A 17,805-nucleotide genomic window follows, 5' to 3' on the forward strand; every position below is an offset into this window, starting at 1 on the left:
GGGCTGTCTATTTTTCAGGCGGCCAACAGATAAAATTGTTCCGCCGGTGATAAATGCTCCCCGACTGGATGCTGAAGTTGTCCTTTGCGTATCATATGCACTAACTCAATACCTGCCAATATCGTCTGCGCCCGCCGAAATGATTTGAATCCCAACATCGGTCGTATTCGCCGTTTGATATTTCGGTGGTCCTGTTCAATCAGGTTGTTCAGGTATTTACTTTGTCTGAGGGTGATGGTTTCTTCTTCTGGTTTGTCTGCATTGAGTGTGGTTAGGGCTGCGGTGTTGGCACCACTTTTATCGATGGTGACCACATCAGGTTCGCCCTGGTAACGAATGGCCTTGCGAAAAAAACGCAGGGCGGCGGCGGCATCCCGTTTGGCGGTCAGCAGGAAGTCGATGGTCTGGCCTGTAGTATCGACCGCACGGTATAAATATTTCCACTGACCTTTGACTTTGATGTAGGTTTCATCCATGCGCCACCGACGACCCACTGAGCGTTTATGTCGGCGAAACGCCTTATCCAGCAAGGGCACCAGGCGGATAACCCAGCGGTGTAACGTGGAATGGTCAACGGCAATACCGCGTTCAGCCATCATCTCTTCCAGGTTGCGCAGGCTCAGGGCATAAGCCAGATACCAACGAACACATTGCGCGATGATATCGACGGGATAATGCAGGCGTTTAAAGGCTTTTCTGATGAGAGACATGAGTAGGCAACATCGTAAAAAAAACAGCATGTTACCTGACCACGCCTTAATGCGACAGAGCCAGAAAACATGGGAAGGGATAAGAGGTTTACTAGTGCGGCGAAACAATGGTGATTTCACTATGAAAGAATAAGAAAAAAACCATAAAATTCATAAATATAAGCATTAAAAAACCGTGGTGAATTTAGCTAAAAAAAGGATGCCATCTGACATCCTATTGTTTATCCCTGACTACCCTTGATAAGACATTCTCTCAACAATACGCTTGATTGCATCATCAATTTCTAACTGCACTTCAGCAGGCATACGAGAAAACTCATATACAACCAGCCGTTTCTTAGTATCAGTTTTCTTCCTCGCAAACTGGTTGCGATCAGAAAAATCTCGTAGCTTTTCGGTTTCAACCGATTTAAGAGGTGCATCCTTAAGCTCTTTGCTCTCAGCTCGGAAGATTGACAATATTTTAGCTTTATCAGTTATAGGATTATCAGGATCTTTGTGAATACATCGACAGACGTTCACCATTAGTTCTTCAACTGAAACTCTTTTTTTATTTGCGTCTTCTACTATATGCAACAAAAACTGATAGTCCGACAATGAAATATCATTGATTATTGGAAAAACAGAAATTATTTCATCTGGTATAGAAGCAGCCTGAAATGCACGAGTAACTTTTGCTGGGGAAATATTCTCCACCTGCGCAATTTCTTCTTTTGTCATGCCTTTGTCGTACATGACTTTAAATCGCTTCCCAAGTTCGCGAAGGCTATGTTCTCTAGCCGTCTGAATATCTTTTGCAAGTTGTTGGGCGTCGGCAAGGTCGATCTCATCCTTCGTTACAAGGATCTCGTACTTCACCTGATTAAAAATACAGGCGGCTCGGCGGCGGGTACCATCCAGAATTTCAATTTTCCCATTAACCTCCCGGCCAATGGCAGGAAAAAACTGCTGGAGATTTATCGTACGAGAAATATCACTGACTGACTCGGGCGTGAGCATAGTCTGGTCACGCCCATTAACAGTGGAGTCAACAAACGTCCGTGATTCAATCTCACCACTTAGCACAATGGTATGGACAAATTTAGCCTGTTTACCTGATTTGAGAGTGAAGGTCTTGGAATTCTCACCACCTTCTAGCATACGTGCAAATTCAGAACTACTATTCCCAAGAACTCGGCCTCGAGACACGATATTTTTCATGCTACCGTCCCTCTGATGTATTCAATCCGGTCAAAAACAGCTTTAGTGAAACGCTCAGCCTCAGTACGAGCCCTCTTAAGCGCCTCTACGCTGCCTGGATAGGACATCGGATTGGCACTGATTATAGTGTCAAATGACTCACCACAACGCTCAAAACCATCCAGTCGTGGCAATGATGAATCTAGTATGTTGCTGGCATACACCTCACGCGCCAAACTGTGCGATGTTTCATGATCACGTTTATTGGTCATTTTGGACATAAAACCGATACTGGCACTTAATCGTGGCTCAATGCCTTCATCTTCTAATTGTTCCAGCATTTCTGGCAAGCGAGTTAGATATTTAAGAGTTGAATGAAAGTCTACTTGAGCTGGAGGGGTAGGGGTTAATAGCAAATCACTGGCAGCTAGGCCATTGAGTAAAAAAGGGTCAAGGTGTGGTCCTGTATCAATGAAAATGAAGTCATAATCATTCGCCACACGATCAATTATTTTCTTACGTAATACCTCAGACGGAGAGACTCCAGGTAAGTGCTCAGCCACCAAAGACGCCCACTGACTCGCAACAAAACCATCATCAATTGACGCAGGGATAACATCAACCCCCGGAACAATTGTCGGGCGGATAACCGTTGTACGAAGTTGTTCTGCATCGAGATCATTCAGCATTGCCTGAGCTGCTGTTTCGAGTATAGAACCGATGCTATGAGTATGATCCAAAAACATTGTGCTAGAGGCTTGTGGGTCAAGATCAATAACAAGAATACGCAGATCGTGACGTAATAAATCCTGATGTACGCGCAAACCATGCGCCAACGTTACCGTGCTAACAGTTTTTGATACCCCTCCTTTTAGATTCACGACAAAGATCACGTATGGCTCTTTGTGAATATCACGATATTTCGTGATCTTACGATGGTCATAAATATCTATGACGTTCTGAATAGTCAATGCGTACTGCTCAACATTACCTACCTGTTTTTTATTGAAGTGGTAGCCACTGTCCTCCATCTCTTTGATAGCCTGCTCGACGATACGACGGCTTAATTTAGGAAGTTTTGCCACAGCATTACGCGTATAGGTCTGATGATACTCGGTAAGATTGAACTCTTTCCGTTGTTCTTCAATGTCCCTACTCATGGCTTTAAGTAAAGCACTAGCCCTCAGAGCAATAGTGCCAACACTACCGTAATCACGTTTCATCATTATTCCCCTAGAGATGGATTCCTTGCACATCATTAATATGTGAGACTGATTTCAGTGTACACAATAAAATGAAACGTACAACATTTTACTATCAGATAATAAAATTGTGTACGTTTCATTTTTTAGTTAACAAGTGACAACTTGGAGATCAGAAGTGATTGTAAGATAGACCTGTTTTTTGAAAATGAGCACATATCGCTTTAGCCTATACCCTAGTGATAGTGAGTGGTGCTCCACAAAAAACACTCTCATATAAATTGATTTATCACTTTTGATACCAGAGAATCACTTAATCTAGTACCTATTGAGATGAAATGAGATGGCACTTGTCGGTTATGCGCGAGTTTCAACTACTGATCAGGATTTGACTCACCAGGTTGAAGTTTTGACCGCTGCGGGTTGCCGCAAAATTTTCTCGGAAAAAGTTAGCGGGACAAAGAAAGAAGGGCGCCAGGCATTTGACGAATGTCTGGACTACCTGCGTGAGGGCGATACGTTGGTGGTCACACGCATTGATCGCTTATCAAGAAGCCTTCGCGACCTCCAGAATCTGGTGTATGACCTTGAACAGCAAAATATCAAACTCAGGGCGACAGAACAGGCCATCGATACCGCGTCAGCATCCGGCAAAGCCTTTCTGGATATGCTGGGCGTTTTTGCTGAATTCGAAACTAATCTACGACAGGAACGGCAACGGGAAGGTATTGCCCAGGCAAAACAACAGGGTAAGTATAAAGGAAGAAAACCCACCGCTCGCGCAAAATCCGCTGACGTCATCGAGCTGGTTCGTGCCGGTTTTACCCGCGACTCGGTGGCCAAACAACTGAATATCGGCAAAGCGAGTGTCTACCGGATACTGAAAACCTACCGGCTTCAGAACCCCGACGATATTTTGCCTGGCGAGCGTTCAGCCAGAAAAATAGCAACGCTACTCATCGAGCTACGCGTTGAAAATAATACCAAATACGTCAGAGGTAAATCCAAGGTCAGAACGGATATCGAGAACGAATGGCACTGGAGCTTTGATATGGAAAAGCCCGACCCAAAAGGCAACGACTATATTCTCCGGGTTCCCTATGAAACCGAACAAGAGCTGGATGAGCTGGTTGATGAACTAAACCAGGATGCCGCCTATGCAGCTGAGATGCGCTATTGTTATATCGAGTTAGAAGTTGTGCATCAGGAAACAGGGAAAATCTGGAATTAACCGCAGTATTCTTCACGCTCAGGCGCTAAAATCCGTGTTATCAATGACTATGCTACTATTGGCCAATGAAAACGACACCTACACCGCACGACGCGCTTTTTAAACAGTTTTTGACACACCCAGAAACCGCTCGCGACTTTCTGGATGTACACCTACCGCCAGCATTACGCCAGGCGTGCGACCTGAACACCCTGCGACTGGAGTCCGGTTCGTTTATCGAAGAAGATCTGCGTGCCTATTACTCGGACGTACTGTATTCCCTTAAAGCGGGGCAGGGTGACGGCTACATCTACGCACTGATCGAGCACCAAAGTTCGCCAGACAGGCATATGGGCTTTCGGCTGATGCGATATGCTATCGCCGCCATGCAGCGACACCTCGATGCTGGTAACGACAAACTGCCTCTGGTTATCCCGATTTTATTCTATCATGGCCAGGTGACACCTTATCCTTACCCGATGAACTGGCTGCAAGAATTCAGTGAGCCGGAACTGGCGGGACAACTCTACAGCAATGATTTTCCGTTGGTTGATGTGACCGTCATTTCTGATGACGAAATCATGACACACCGGCGCATGGCCATTCTGGAACTGCTACAAAAGCACGTTCGTCAGCGTGACCTTGCCGAGCTACTGGAACAACTGGTCACGTTGCTGCTTGCCGGTTACACTAATAATGAGCAGCTGACATCGCTGATGAATTACATGTTGCAGGTTGGCGACACGGCGGCACCGGAAAACTTTATTAGGGAGCTGGCCCGCCGCTCACCACAGCACGAGGAGGTATTGATGACGATTGCACAAAAACTAGAACAAAAAGGGATCGAAAAGGGTCGCCAGGAAGGCCGGATGGAAGGTATCCAGCTAGGTGAAGCCAAAGGACGTCAGGAAGGCGTGCTTGAAGGTAAACTGGAAGTCGCACGCACTATGCTGGCGAACGGTATCGATCGCGACTCGGTAATGAAAATGACCGGTCTGACCGCTGACGACCTGGCACAAATCCGCCATTAATCATCCAAATGACGGGCAGGGAAGACGTTGTTAGATAACATTGAACCGGACTCACCGGAAAACACCACTTTAGCGTTAAGCCACCTGGCCTTTTGTGCGTTGGTGGCGCTTGGCATAGCCCATCAGGATGGCATGGCGAGAACGCACTACGCAGATAATCTGTTTCTTATCCGCTGGCTGGCTACCGCACAAAAGCAAAAGCGGTTTCCAAAAAGTGTCGCTATCGACATTACCTGGTTACTGGAACGGGGCCGCAAACACGCTGCAGTAGGCAAACTACGCCAGCATCTGGAATATTTATGGCGTTCCTGTAGTGGCAATCTGGCCGAGCAATCAGACCTATTTCGACTCACCTACGCCACTGAGACACTGAGAGATCAAGGCTGGGACAATTATGTGATGGACAGTCGAGAATGGAAATCAGGAACTGTACTCACACCGTCTCAGAATAATGGCTTTTACGTCGAAAAATCCACGCTTAATGCCGCCTTTACCGCCGATGGTCGTCACCTGCATCCCGTACCGTTTCGCATTATCGGTGACACAATGACCTTTATTCAGGTGATGTCGGCGTATTCTCTGCACGCAAGGGTTATCAACAGTGCCCTGGATCACCACACAGTAGTATTGGAACCGGTAGAGTATTCATCCTCACATTGACGGTGCCTGTAGGAGGACACTTAAACGGGCTTGTTGCAAATAATGAGAGTCGGTGATTTTACTCATTGATGGGGGAAATAATTAGGCTAAAACCGTCTCAATGTTAAAGAGCCGATTCATAAAGGCGGATCTTTCCCGCACTAGACATTCAGGTTCGTCACGGCGTAGCCAAATATCAAATTGACCTTTATTCAGTCGTCGCAATGTTTCAAATCCCTGAAGCGTTGACCACGCTCGATTTGGCCGTTTGAACCCCCCGGCCGCTTTTACCAATTTTTTGATGGGTGCATGGTCAGACTCGATACGATTATTCAGGTATTTGACTTGCCGCTGCTTCGCATCATCCCGTAGCTTTCCTTCTTTCATCAAACGAGTAATAGCGTAACCGTATGACGAATGTTTATCGGTATTGAGTATTTTCGGCTGTCTTTCAACCGGATAGGGTTTTAACACCCGTTTAAGGAATTGATAGGCAGCATTTTTGTTTCGTTTAGGCGAAAAGTAAAAATCTAATGTAGTACCGAGCTTATTGATGGCGCGATAGAGATAAAACCATTTTCCGTTGACTTTGATATAGGTTTCATCGAGTTGCCATGAGGAGTCGGCATGCGTAAATTGATATCGTTTCAATTTCTGACGAAGTATGGGGGCATATTCAATAAACCAACGGTAAATGGTAGAGCGATGAACGGAAATCCCACGCTCTGCCAGCATATCGCTGACATTGGCATAACTCATTGGGGTTGAACCGTACCAACGTAAGCACCACAGGATGATCTCGGGTGCAAAATGTTTCCATTTGAAATCGCTAGGGGTCATGTGGGTTCATTGAAGAAGGGATGAATAGCCTCAGTTTTCATGACAACTCCATTTTTTGCAACAAGCCCCTTTTTTAGTCCTTACCTGGCAGATAACGTCTTCATCAAGTCGATATTCACCAACCAATTCTTTAAAATTATCCGGGCTAATTTCCTGATCTGGAGAAAATTCTGGTCGCTTCTCTATTTCGATGAAGCTGGAAAAGAATTCTGATTTTTCAATCATTTACACTCCTTATTCAGTTATGTACTGTGTAAAAATACATGCCTGGTCAAATATACACCAAATTAGCACAGTGAACAATCCAGATTCAATGCTTTGTCTTATTCGAAGGGGTCATAGCCATACAGGAAAAACCTGTTCATTAGCCTGTTGTGCTGCGTTCAATGCAATCTTTCTAAACGACTTTACCTAAAAAGGGTGTGGGAGTCCCCATCCGGTATCGCCTCCTTGCGCCTGCACCAACTGACCTGCTTGTACCGCCTGCGCACCACTGAGTGCCGCTTTAACCCCTTGCAGCGCAGACAGTCGTCCATTGCTTTCGTCACTGGCGGTATTGGCGGCACTGCCGACCGCACCGGACAGCGCCAGTGTCAGGCCGCTGCTTTTTTACTCGACGCTATGGGTTTGGCTGCTGTGATTTTCCGCCGCCACAATAGCGACATTCTTACCGCTCAGATTGATGTCTTTACCGGCTAACACCTCGGAGCCTTGCACCCTCAGGTCTTCACCGGCGGTCATATTGACATTGCCCAGTACGCTGCCCACCGTGCTGCCGACATTAGACATCGACTGACCGCTGTCGGTGACTTTGGTGCCGCTGCTTACGGTCGCGGGAAGGTGGAGATTTAGAGCTTAGAAGAAAAGCCCCCGGTTTTGGCCGGGGTTGTCGTTAAGGCTGATAATCTTCATACTCCCAAGCAAAGACGCGGGATAGTTTTTGGGCGATTTCCATCCAGTCCTTACCTTCACACCGGTCAATATAATCTGTGATGGTCTTGGTGATCTCATCAAGATCATACTTACGAACCAATAGAGTATGACGCATTAACTCAGGTACCCAATGATGTTTACAGAGCCACTCAGGAGTACAGATAAATACTTGATAATCATGCCCTCCCATTTGCTTTTCCGGACCAATACATAAGTTCACCCATAATCCAAAACAATCAATCTCATCAGGTTGATAAGTTTCTGGAGTGAATTCTGCTGAATTAACGCCTAAAGATTTAAGCTCCCCTTTCATTGAGTTATCACCATGTGTCCGTTACCTATTTTTTGTCCATCTTTTAATGTTTCAAAATTAGCTTGAACACCTGTTGGACTGATTTCTTGCGGTGTATTTGGCTTAGATGCAGGATAACGATAAACACGAGTGCCATCAGCGCTAATCAATCCTTTTCCATCACTAAGTGGCCTAGCTCCTTCTCCCACCCAAATTTGGCCTAAGCGATCAGCTTCTTCCTTAGATCCTGACCCAACACCATAATTCAACTTACCATTGTCGCCTTTAACTACAGCATCCAATCGTGGATCTTGCTTTGCAATGCTATCGAGGTTTTGTTGCCTTAAATCATCTTTCAACTTCGGATAGGTGGCTGAGTTATGCGCTGATATCTCACCACTAGCCTTATTCAGCAGATTCGACGCTTCAGCAACATTTCCTTTCTTCAACGCTGTCTCTGCTGCCTTGATAAGCTTACCCGCAGCATCCCCAATCCCTGGAATAAATCCTATCGTCGCAATCAGGTAATCCAGCGCACTCTGTGCTTCCGCAACGCTCTTGATATCACCGATGACGGGAACGAAGTCTATCCCAAAACCCGCAAACCCTTTCAGCAGTTCGTCGCTATTGGCCTGCATCTTGGCTGAACACGCATCGGAACTTAACCCGGCGCAGTTCTGTGCTTTGAACTCTTCAACAGCGGCAACCAGTTCTTTCTGCGCATTCTGGTATTTCTGTTCCTGAGTCACACCAGAGACTTTATTATCGATAATGTCATGGAGCGAGTTATTCTCCACCGCATTCTTCCCAGCCTGCGCTCCGGCAACCGCGTCAGCGGTCATACCACCGGTCATACCACCGGCCAATCCTGCTGCCAGTGTACCCAAGGCGCTGATGGTCTGTCGTTGATCTTCGGTCAGGTCTTCACGATTGATACCAGGGTACATCTGTTGGGCGATATACTCACCCATCGCTGCACCCGAAGCGCCCGCCAGCGCACTGTTGCCGTTGATCTGCGCCACGACTGCACCCAGTACCGCATGGGCCATCAGGTTAGCCGCCTGATTATCTCCCGTGCTTTTCTTAATCACTTCCGCCAGATACGGGGCTGAGGCGCCTGCCAGCGCTTTCGCCATATCGCCACCCGCCAGGCCCTGTATGGCCGCTGTTGCGGCCTGAAGACCTTGTTGCAGTGCACTACCGGTGCCGTATTTTTGCATTTCGGCTTTGTATTCTTTTGTCTCACGCAAGGCTTCCGCATCGCCTTTCAACTCAGGATGGCGTTTCAAAGCTTCCTCAAGCCCGAGGATATCTCCCTGCGTCCGCGCAATATCCATTGCCTGACCGGCAATCTCGCCAATCAACTGCGCTTCTTTCAGGCGATTCTGCTCTTTCTCTTTATCAAAGATAGGATTGATGCTGCCGTTGGCATTGTCGGTGTCGCGGCTCAGGTCATCGACATTCTGCTGTTGTTTATCGGTGTCACGAATAGTGATGCTGCCCTCACTGACCGCTGCCTGCGTGGTACCTTCGGCATGGCCGTCATTACCCAGACCCGACAGCACCACACTGCCCAGATTACTCAGCAGGTCAGACCCCACCGGGCCACCGGTACTCAGGCTACCGCCCTGATGTTCCGCTTTAAAATCGGCTTTATTTTCAATGTCACTGAAGCCGAGCGTGCCGGTATCCAGACTGTTTTTACTCTTGTCCGCGGTGCTGGCAATCACTGCGCCATCGAGCTGAGTGAGCCGGGGTTGCATTTAGTCGAACTCTTTTTCTAATTTATCGACAACTCTATTATATATTTCAACTACTTCTGGAACACCATCTGTAAGATCATCTTGAAAGTACTCTTGATATAATTCATCAGGCCATAATGCTAATTCAAAATCACTAAATTTCTTTATTTTCCAGTATATAGAAGGGCGAGCATCGATCACTTCAAATAGACATAAAGGCGCAGGAACGGCGTATCTCATTGGGATTTTTAACATTGTTCCAGCGTAATACCCTATCTGCATATGTATCCCTAATACCGTGTAAATCTTCCCAATAGTAAAAGGGTATTGTGGAGATTCTTCCTTATTCAAGCCTAATTCCCTTTTCTGTTCTTGGGTTAAATTAGTAGCAATACATTTAACTTTCATATCATTTCGTCTTTTGAATAGGAATAGATTTAGGTTCAACAACCTTCCCAGTTAAAGCATTACGATAAGCATGAATTTCAAAAATCGTACCATCAGCCGCTTTGTAACTACTACTGCTGACTTTGCTCCAGTCCTCTGCTTTTCCACCATACTCTGCTGCTAATCTGGGCGCATCACGTAAAGGATCTTTTGCTCCCTTACCTGCAACCGAAGTGCCACCATTGTTGATCAGGTCAGCCAATTGTGCTTCGTTTGCCAGCGATTTATTTAGATTTAACCCATTGGTTGCGCTATGCGCTGATATCTCACTGCTGGCCTTATTGATCAGATTCGACGCTTCAGCAACATCACCTTTTTTCAGTGCTGTCTCTGCTGCCTTGATAAGCTTACCCGCAGCATCCCCAATCCCTGGAATAAATCCTATCGTCGCAATCAGGTAATCCAGCGCACTTTGGGCTTCCGCAACGCTTTTGATATCACCGATGACGGGAACGAAGTCTATCCCAAAACCCGCAAACCCTTTCAGCAGTTCGTCGCTATTGGCCTGCATCTTGGCTGAACACGCATCGGAACTTAACCCGGCGCAGTTCTGTGCTTTGAACTCTTCAACAGCGGCAACCAGTTCTTTCTGCGCATTCTGGTATTTCTGTTCCTGAGTCACACCAGAGACTTTATTATCGATAATGTCATGGAGCGAGTTATTCTCCACCGCATTCTTCCCAGCCTGCGCTCCGGCAACCGCGTCAGCGGTGCTGTCACCGGTCATACCACCGGCCAATCCTGCTGCCAGTGTACCCAAGGCGCTGATGGTCTGTCGTTGCTCTTCGGTCAGGTCTTCACGATTGATACCAGGGTACATCTGTTGGGCGATATACTCACCCATCGCTGCACCCGAAGCGCCCGCCAGCGCACTGTTGCCGTTGATCTGCGCCACGACTGCACCCAGTACCGCATGGGCCATCAGGTTAGCCGCCTGATTATCTCCCGTGCTTTTCTTAATCACTTCCGCCAGATACGGGGCTGAGGCGCCTGCCAGCGCTTTCGCCATATCGCCACCCGCCAGGCCCTGTATGGCCGCTGTTGCGGCCTGAAGACCTTGTTGCAGTGCACTGCCGGTGCCGTATTTCTGCATTTCGGCTTTGTATTCTTTTGTCTCACGCAAGGCTTCCGCATCGCCTTTCAACTCAGGATGGCGTTTCAAAGCTTCCTCAAGCCCGAGGATATCTCCCTGCGTCCGCGCAATATCCATTGCCTGACCGCCAATCTCGCCAATCAGCTGTGCTTCTTTCAGGCGATTCTGCTCTTTCTCTTTATCAAAGATAGGAGCAATGCTGCCATTGGCATTGGCATTGTCGGTGTCGCGGCTCAGGTCATCGACATTCTGCTGTTGTTTATCGGTGTCACGAATAGTGATGCTGCCCTCACTGACCGCTGCCTGCGTGGTACCTTCGGCATGACCGTCATTGCCCAGACCCGACAGCACCACACTGCCCAGATTACTCAGCAGGTCAGACCCCACCGGGCCACCGGTACTCAGGCTACCGCCCTGATGTTCCGCTTTAAAATCGGCTTTATTTTCAATGTCACTGAAGCCGAGCGTGCCGGTATCCAGACTGTTTTTACTCTTGTCCGCGGTGCTGGCAATCACTGCGCCATCGAGCTGAGTGTGTTCACCCACGGTGATATCAAAGCCGCCAGAGCCTGCAAAAATACCGGTCTGCTCCTGTACTGAGTCATAATTGCTGTGCAGCTTATCTTTACTGATGCTCAGGTTGGCAGAGCCACCGCCGCCGACCACCGCCATGCTGACACCGCCGCTGGTACTGGTCTGCTTCGCATCATAGTTATCGCTGTCCTGCTGGCTTCGCAGTAACAGGTCACGGCCGACATCCACTTTGACGGTTTCACCGCTGGCTTGCGCGCCTATCAGCGAAGTGTCACGCCCGCTGCTGAGTGACAGTGTGCCGCCTGTGTCAATCTGCGTTTCAGTCCAGAAGGTGCCGTCGCCGTGCTCATTGCCCTGACCCTTGTTGGCATTGGCAAAGATGCTCAGACCACCGCCAGCGCTACCGAACCCCAGACTGACACCCACACTGCCACCGCTGCTGCTGTTGCTGCCGTCGGTTTTCTGTGTGTTGGCGGCACCGAGCAACAGCACATCACGCGCCGCATCCAGGGTGGTGTCGCCACCGGCTTTGAGCTGGCTGCCTTGCACCACAATATCGCCGCTGTTCGCCGGGTTCCCCTCACCGGTGGCCGTCACGCTCAGGTTGTTGCCCGCCGTCAGGGTCGAGCCCGTCACGCGGGTCTGTTCCTGATGTTGCTGTGAGGCCGATTTTTGTGAGCCTAATGAGGCACTGATGCCGAACATGCTGGCAGTATCGCCCCCTTGCGCCTGCACCAACTGACCTGCTTGTACCGCCTGCGCACCACTGAGTGCCGCTTTCACCCCTTGCAGCGCAGACAGTCGGCCATTGCTTTCTTCGCTGGCGGCTTTGGCGGTGGTGACCGCGGTATTGAGGGCGCTGCCAACCGCGCCAGACAGTGCCAGTGTCAGGCCGCTACTTTTTTGCTCAACGCTGTGGGTCTGGCTGCTTTGGTTCTCCGCCGCCAAAATAGAGACGTTTTTACCGGTCAGACTGATGTCTTTACCGGCTAACACGTCAGAACCTTGCACCGTCAGGTCTTCACCGGCGGTCATGCTGACATTGCCCAGTACACTGCCCACCGTGCTGCCCACGTTGGAGATAGATTTGCCAGTGTCGGTGGTTTTTTGGCTGTTGCTGCCCACCGTGACACCAATCCCGCCGGTACTCATCAGGCCGGATTTTTTCTGCTCGAACAGGTGAGATTCGCTCTCGCTCTGTTGCGCAGTGCCGACGGTGATGTTCTCTTTTGCCCGCAGATTAATATCGTTATCGGCCACCACGTTACTGCCGATGACCGCGATATTGTTGCCGCTGACATCAATGCTGCCTGCCGATAGCATGGAGCCGACCGCCAGCGTCTGGCTAATACTGTCTTCGGTACGCGTGGTGGTCGTTGATGCCAGCCCTTTACTCTTACCGGTATGATTGCGCTGCGCATCATGCTGTTCAGTCTGGGTGGTGAGGGTGACATCGCCGCCTGCCGCCAGCTTCAGTGCGCCATGGGTTTGTACCGCACTGGCACTGATATTGATGTCTTTTGCTGCCTGTAAATTGATATCGCCGGTGGCGTTTAACTGGCTGCCGCGCAGCGTTTCATCGTAGAGCTCCACTGAACTGGTATGGCGCTTGCTCGACGATTCGCCGGTGACGTGCAGGCTGTCAGTCGCTGCACTCAGGTTAATGTTCTGTGCCTGCACATCCACCGTGCCGGCGTTAATGTTAGCCCCCACCGCCGTCAGATTGTCGACGTTGGCCGTCAGCGCACCGCCGACATTCACCTCGCTGCCCAGATGGCGGATATGCTCACTGGTCGAACTGCCATAACCATAATTCGCACTTATCTGGTCGCTGCTTTGTACGGTATTGAGCAGCCAGTCGCCGCCGGTATTCACCTGCAAATCCTGACCGACATTGAGGCTGGCACCTTGCATGATAAAATCACGCTCAGTATTGATAACCGCGTTATTGCTGACATTGATACTCGCCAGCGGCCCCAGTACGGTTTGGCTGCGCTGAACCGCACCATTATCACTGCTGAGTTGCTCACTGCTGGTGCGCAGTATCACATCGCGGCCACTGTCCAGTTGCAGGTTGGTAGCATTGAGCCGCGTACTGGTCAGGTCAATATCACTGTTCAGTGTACTGAGCAGCATATTGCCACCGGCCTGAAGTAAGCCGCCGCGGTTATTGAGCGTGATGCCTTGCGCCATGCTAATGCTCAGGTTATTGCCGGCTTTCATCGCGCCCTGATTAGTGAACCCCTGAACCTCGGTTAAGGTGATATTCTCGGCGGCAATTAATGCGCCGTTGGCCTGTAAATCGCCCGGCTTGACCCCCGCCAGATACACCACCGGCACTAACACGGTTTGCCCGGCGACTTCGCGGCTTTCCATCAGCACGATATTACGGGTCAATGCCGCCATCTGTTCCGCACTGAGGTGGGTGCCGAGGGCAAGATTAAACGTCCTGCTGTACTCGAGTCCCGCCGCAAAGAGCTGTTCGAACTGCTCCTGAGCGCTGCGGTAATCACTGGCGACCGCCTGACCGGTCAGTGCCAGTACCTGATCGCGCACCAGACGCTGTTCATAGGCGTTATCCCCCAGGCGTTTGAATATCACATCCGGGTTACTATTCAACTGTTGGAGTACGTAGTCTGATCCACGCCAGTTATTCAGATTGGCAAACGCCGGGTTAGTTTCAATCAGATAACCGCCGCTGACGGTGTAGTCGGTATTGAACTTATACAGTCCACCGTTGGGCTGTGTCAGCGAGATACCGTTAAACTCGATGGCCAGATCTTTTCCGCTATTGTCGCTACTCTGGGGAGGCGCAATGGCTCCGGGGTTGGCGCCATTGTTGATCGTGGTGCCGCTGCCGCTAAGGGTTTGTGCGGTAATACTGGAGGCATATTGGTTAGTCGCGCGCTCACTGACCTCAGGACCCCAAGAGGTGCCCCATAAATCGCCTTTGTAGGTCCGATAACGCCACTCACCCGTGGATGTTGTTTGTTCAATCAGGCGTTGTGCATTCCCCCAACCATCCTGGTTCAGGGTGACACCGGTGAGGTCAATCTCTCCCTGCGCACTGATTTTACTCCAGAAGTTTTCCAGCGTACCCACTTGTGGGGTCAGGTTCCCACCGGCCAGCAGTTGCGCCTCTGGGCTAATGTTATCGATGCTGTTATAGGCGATAGTCGATGTATAATCGGTGCCAATATAGTCGCTATTCATCGAGCCGCCATGAGGCGGTTCAGCATAGCGTCCCCCCGGAATATCAGGGTTTTCTTCTGTCCAGACCGCGGACCCATTCACGGTGTCGGCCACAACAAAGTTGCTATTGGCGGTGAGAATATGACGGCGATTGGTCAGTGTCGTGGCGTAAATCAACATATCTTTGCCGGATTCAATCAAACCCGAAATATTGAGCACCTGAGCCGCCGCCAGATAATTGCCGCTATTGTCCAATGCGCCGGCCAGAATAATGTTGCCCATCCCTAAAAGGGTGGTGGTTGGGGCGGAATCAGTGTGGGTGACGGTATCACTGTTTTCAATTACCGGTGCCAACAAGGCTAAGGTACCGTTTTCATCGGTGGCACCGATCAGGGCACCAGGGCCGGAGTTGGTAATACGCTCCCGTGCTTTAAGCGTGGCTTCGGCACTGATCAGGGTGCCGGTGTTGAACAGGGTATTGGAGTCGGTATCGAGTCGCCCGCGGGTTAATATCTCACCACGGTTAATCAATGCGCCCGCTGCGCTGAGGCTGGCTTGCGTCGCAATAATATGGCCGCTATTGAGCAAGCTGCTTGAATCGGTGCTGAGTTTGCCGCCCGCTAACATTTGTCCGTTATTGGTCACATCACCAGCGGTGGTCAAGGTGAAATCACGCCCAGCTTGAAGGGTAGAACCCGCCAGATTGCTGAAATCACGCTGTAAATCAAGGGTCAGATCCTGACTGGCAACTATCTTGCCTGCGTTATTGTCAAGCTGACCCAGATTCAACGCGATGTTATTCGCCGCCAGTGTGCCACTTTGGTTATTGAGGGTTTGCCCGGCACTTGCCCCCGCATTAATGGTCAGCGTTCCAAGGGCGAGAATATTGGCGCGCTGCGTACTGATATCGCCACTGTTGGCGGTGATGTCTATCTCTCGGGCTTGGGTATGGCTGTCGGTCAAATCAACCCGGCTACCGGTTAGCGTCATCGCACCGGCGGCTAGGGTCTGCCCTTGCGCGATCAGCTCCTGACGGGTGCTTACCCTCAAGTCACCGCTCTCCATCAGGCGGCCATCACTGTGTACACCCGCCGCTAACAGGCTGCCCCCGTTGCTATCCAGGCGCTGTGCATTGACCGCCACATTGCCTTTAGAGAGAATTGTGCCGCCCCGGTTATCGACATCACCCGGCAGATTCAGGTTGAAATCTGTGGTTCCGGTTTGGGCTATCGTCCCGCCAACATTGGAAAGCGCCTGAGCGTTGAGGGTCATTTGCTCGGCAATCAAACGAGCGTTGTCAGTGCGTAACAGCGCGGCGGTCGACGCAGACAGGTTGCCACTGGCTAACAGTTCAGCGCCGGTGAGATCGATAGCGCCACCTTGTGCGGTGAGTGTCAGGTCACGGCTCTGTGTTTGGCTGCCACTCAGATCGATACTGTGCGCGTTAAGCACTTGCGCCGTCCCGCTAATATTTTTGCCTTGGGCGGTTAACATCCCGCTGGCATCAACGCGCAAGGTGCCACTGGTGATCGCGCTGTTGTCGGACTTGACACCGGCACCCAGTACCGAGTTGCGGCTACTATTGACTTCTGCCGCGCGCAGCGAGGTATCACCTGCCGCCGCGACAGTGCCGGTGTTATTCAACGTGCCTGCGGTGGTGAGCTGGGTATTGCCCTGCGCATAGAGCACACCTGCGTTCGCTATACCGGCGGCGGTATTCACCGCCAGATGTTGAGCACTGTTGATCTGGCCGTTGTTTACCAGCATGCCATCCGCCGTGATAGTGATATCGCCGGCTGACGCCCCTATTTCACCGGCATTGCGCACCCCGACACCGCTTTCAGTCCCGATCAGGCGAATTTTACCGGCGTACATGCCACCCAAATTGGCGACATCCACCGCCACGGTAGGGCGAGCGCTGCCATCGTCGGCTTTGGTGGTAATATTTTGGTGCGCGGCGTCAACCTGATTGCGTCCGGCGGTGACTTTTAGATCATTGGCCCAGATGCCGGCATTGACTTTAACCGAACGGGCAATCAGGTCGGTATGGTCCTGACGGCTGCTGTCCAGACCTTTGCCCTGAATAACAATCTCACCCCGATCCACATCGTAGCCAGTGAGTTGGCCGTTATTGAGCTGTGCCTGACCGGTGGTTAAGGTCGCACGGTTGGCGTTGATAAAGCCGCAGCCATCACAGGTAATGCCTGATGGGTTGGCGATAACCACCTGCGCTTTGCGGCCAGCGACCTCGATATAACCGTTAAGTTTACTCGGGTCGCGGCTGTTGACTTCGTTGAGGATAATACTGGCCTCACCGCGTGCCAGCGACGGGTTGCCGTTGACAAAACCGCCGAGTTGGGTCTGGTTGACACCGTGGCCGTTATTGAGGATCACGCCGCGATTATCGACATCGAACTGGCTGTAAACGTTACGCGAAACCCCACCGCTACTGGGTGTCTGGATATTGACCTGTGGCGTACCGTTGGCGCTGCTGATAATGGTCGGCTGTTGGTTACCCGGCGCACTGGCATCGGCGACAATATTGGCTTGCGCGGATAACGAGACGCAGCCCAAGGCCAGTAACAGACTAAAACTCAGCGACGATAAGGCACTGATACGGCGGCGTTGAGTATGCCCAAGACCTGATGAAGGCGACGAGGCGGCCCGACCGGAGGCGGCGATATCGGCTACCACCATTAATAAGCCACGCGCCTTGTTAAATACGATACGGTACAGGTTCTTATTCATGGTGACTCTCAAC

At 50.4% G+C, this 17,805-nt stretch carries 9 protein-coding genes and 4 pseudogenes; 3 read left to right on the plus strand and 10 right to left on the minus strand.

Features of this window, described 5'->3' with window-relative positions:
- Positions 1-14: 14 nt before the first annotated feature.
- From V1955_RS22600 to V1955_RS22610, 3 genes are all read right to left on the minus strand, one after another.
- Positions 15-710, minus strand: a complete 696-nt coding sequence (locus V1955_RS22600) for an IS6 family transposase (RefSeq protein ID WP_442821499.1) — start codon at positions 708-710, stop codon at positions 15-17.
- A gap of 231 nt (positions 711-941) precedes the next feature.
- On the minus strand, positions 942-1,910 hold the full coding sequence (locus tag V1955_RS22605) for a ParB family protein (protein WP_442821500.1): 969 nt from the start codon (positions 1,908-1,910) through the stop codon (positions 942-944).
- Positions 1,907-3,112: an AAA family ATPase gene (locus tag V1955_RS22610; protein ID WP_442821540.1), complete on the minus strand. Its 1,206-nt coding sequence runs from the start codon at positions 3,110-3,112 to the stop codon at positions 1,907-1,909. The genes V1955_RS22605 and V1955_RS22610 overlap by 4 nt, the downstream gene beginning before the upstream one ends.
- Before the next feature lie 322 nt (positions 3,113-3,434).
- On the opposite strand from V1955_RS22610, the pseudogene V1955_RS22615 reads away from it, so the two are divergent.
- The 3 genes and pseudogenes from V1955_RS22615 to V1955_RS22625 form a co-directional block, all read left to right on the plus strand.
- Positions 3,435-3,983 (plus strand): annotated as a pseudogene (locus tag V1955_RS22615) (recombinase family protein); the annotation flags it as partial.
- 404 nt (positions 3,984-4,387) lie between these two features.
- Complete coding sequence (locus tag V1955_RS22620) at positions 4,388-5,332, plus strand: Rpn family recombination-promoting nuclease/putative transposase (RefSeq protein WP_420071497.1); 945 nt, start codon at positions 4,388-4,390, stop codon at positions 5,330-5,332.
- A gap of 27 nt (positions 5,333-5,359) precedes the next feature.
- Positions 5,360-5,992, plus strand: coding sequence for a DUF2913 family protein (locus tag V1955_RS22625; RefSeq protein WP_420071498.1), 633 nt, complete (start codon positions 5,360-5,362; stop codon positions 5,990-5,992).
- Positions 5,993-6,073: 81 nt separating this feature from the next.
- On the opposite strand, the gene V1955_RS22630 is transcribed toward V1955_RS22625, so the two are convergent.
- From V1955_RS22630 to V1955_RS22660, 7 genes and pseudogenes are all read right to left on the minus strand, one after another.
- A complete protein-coding gene (locus V1955_RS22630) occupies positions 6,074-6,811 on the minus strand; it encodes an IS6 family transposase (protein ID WP_442821501.1) in 738 nt (245 codons plus the stop codon).
- Positions 6,812-6,844: 33 nt separating this feature from the next.
- A pseudogene (locus V1955_RS22635) lies at positions 6,845-7,036 on the minus strand (hypothetical protein); the annotation flags it as partial.
- 216 nt (positions 7,037-7,252) lie between these two features.
- Positions 7,253-7,636, minus strand: a pseudogene (locus V1955_RS22640) (hemagglutinin repeat-containing protein); the annotation flags it as partial.
- Between the two features lie 67 nt (positions 7,637-7,703).
- Complete coding sequence (locus V1955_RS22645; protein ID WP_442821502.1) at positions 7,704-8,057, minus strand: immunity 8 family protein; 354 nt, start codon at positions 8,055-8,057, stop codon at positions 7,704-7,706.
- Positions 8,054-9,784: pseudogene (locus tag V1955_RS22650) on the minus strand (VENN motif pre-toxin domain-containing protein); the annotation flags it as partial. The gene V1955_RS22645 and the pseudogene V1955_RS22650, both read right to left, overlap by 4 nt.
- 15 nt (positions 9,785-9,799) lie before the next feature.
- Positions 9,800-10,186 carry a hypothetical protein gene (locus V1955_RS22655; protein ID WP_442821503.1) on the minus strand — a complete coding sequence of 129 codons (387 nt, stop codon included), beginning with the start codon at positions 10,184-10,186 and terminating at the stop codon, positions 9,800-9,802.
- A 1-nt stretch (position 10,187) separates the two neighbouring features.
- On the minus strand, positions 10,188-17,792 hold the full coding sequence (locus V1955_RS22660) for a hemagglutinin repeat-containing protein (protein WP_442821504.1): 7,605 nt from the start codon (positions 17,790-17,792) through the stop codon (positions 10,188-10,190).
- Positions 17,793-17,805: the final 13 nt, after the last annotated feature.

It is taken from the genome of Yersinia sp. 2545 StPb PI (genome assembly GCF_052217125.1).
Classification (GTDB): domain Bacteria; phylum Pseudomonadota; class Gammaproteobacteria; order Enterobacterales; family Enterobacteriaceae; genus Yersinia; species Yersinia enterocolitica_E.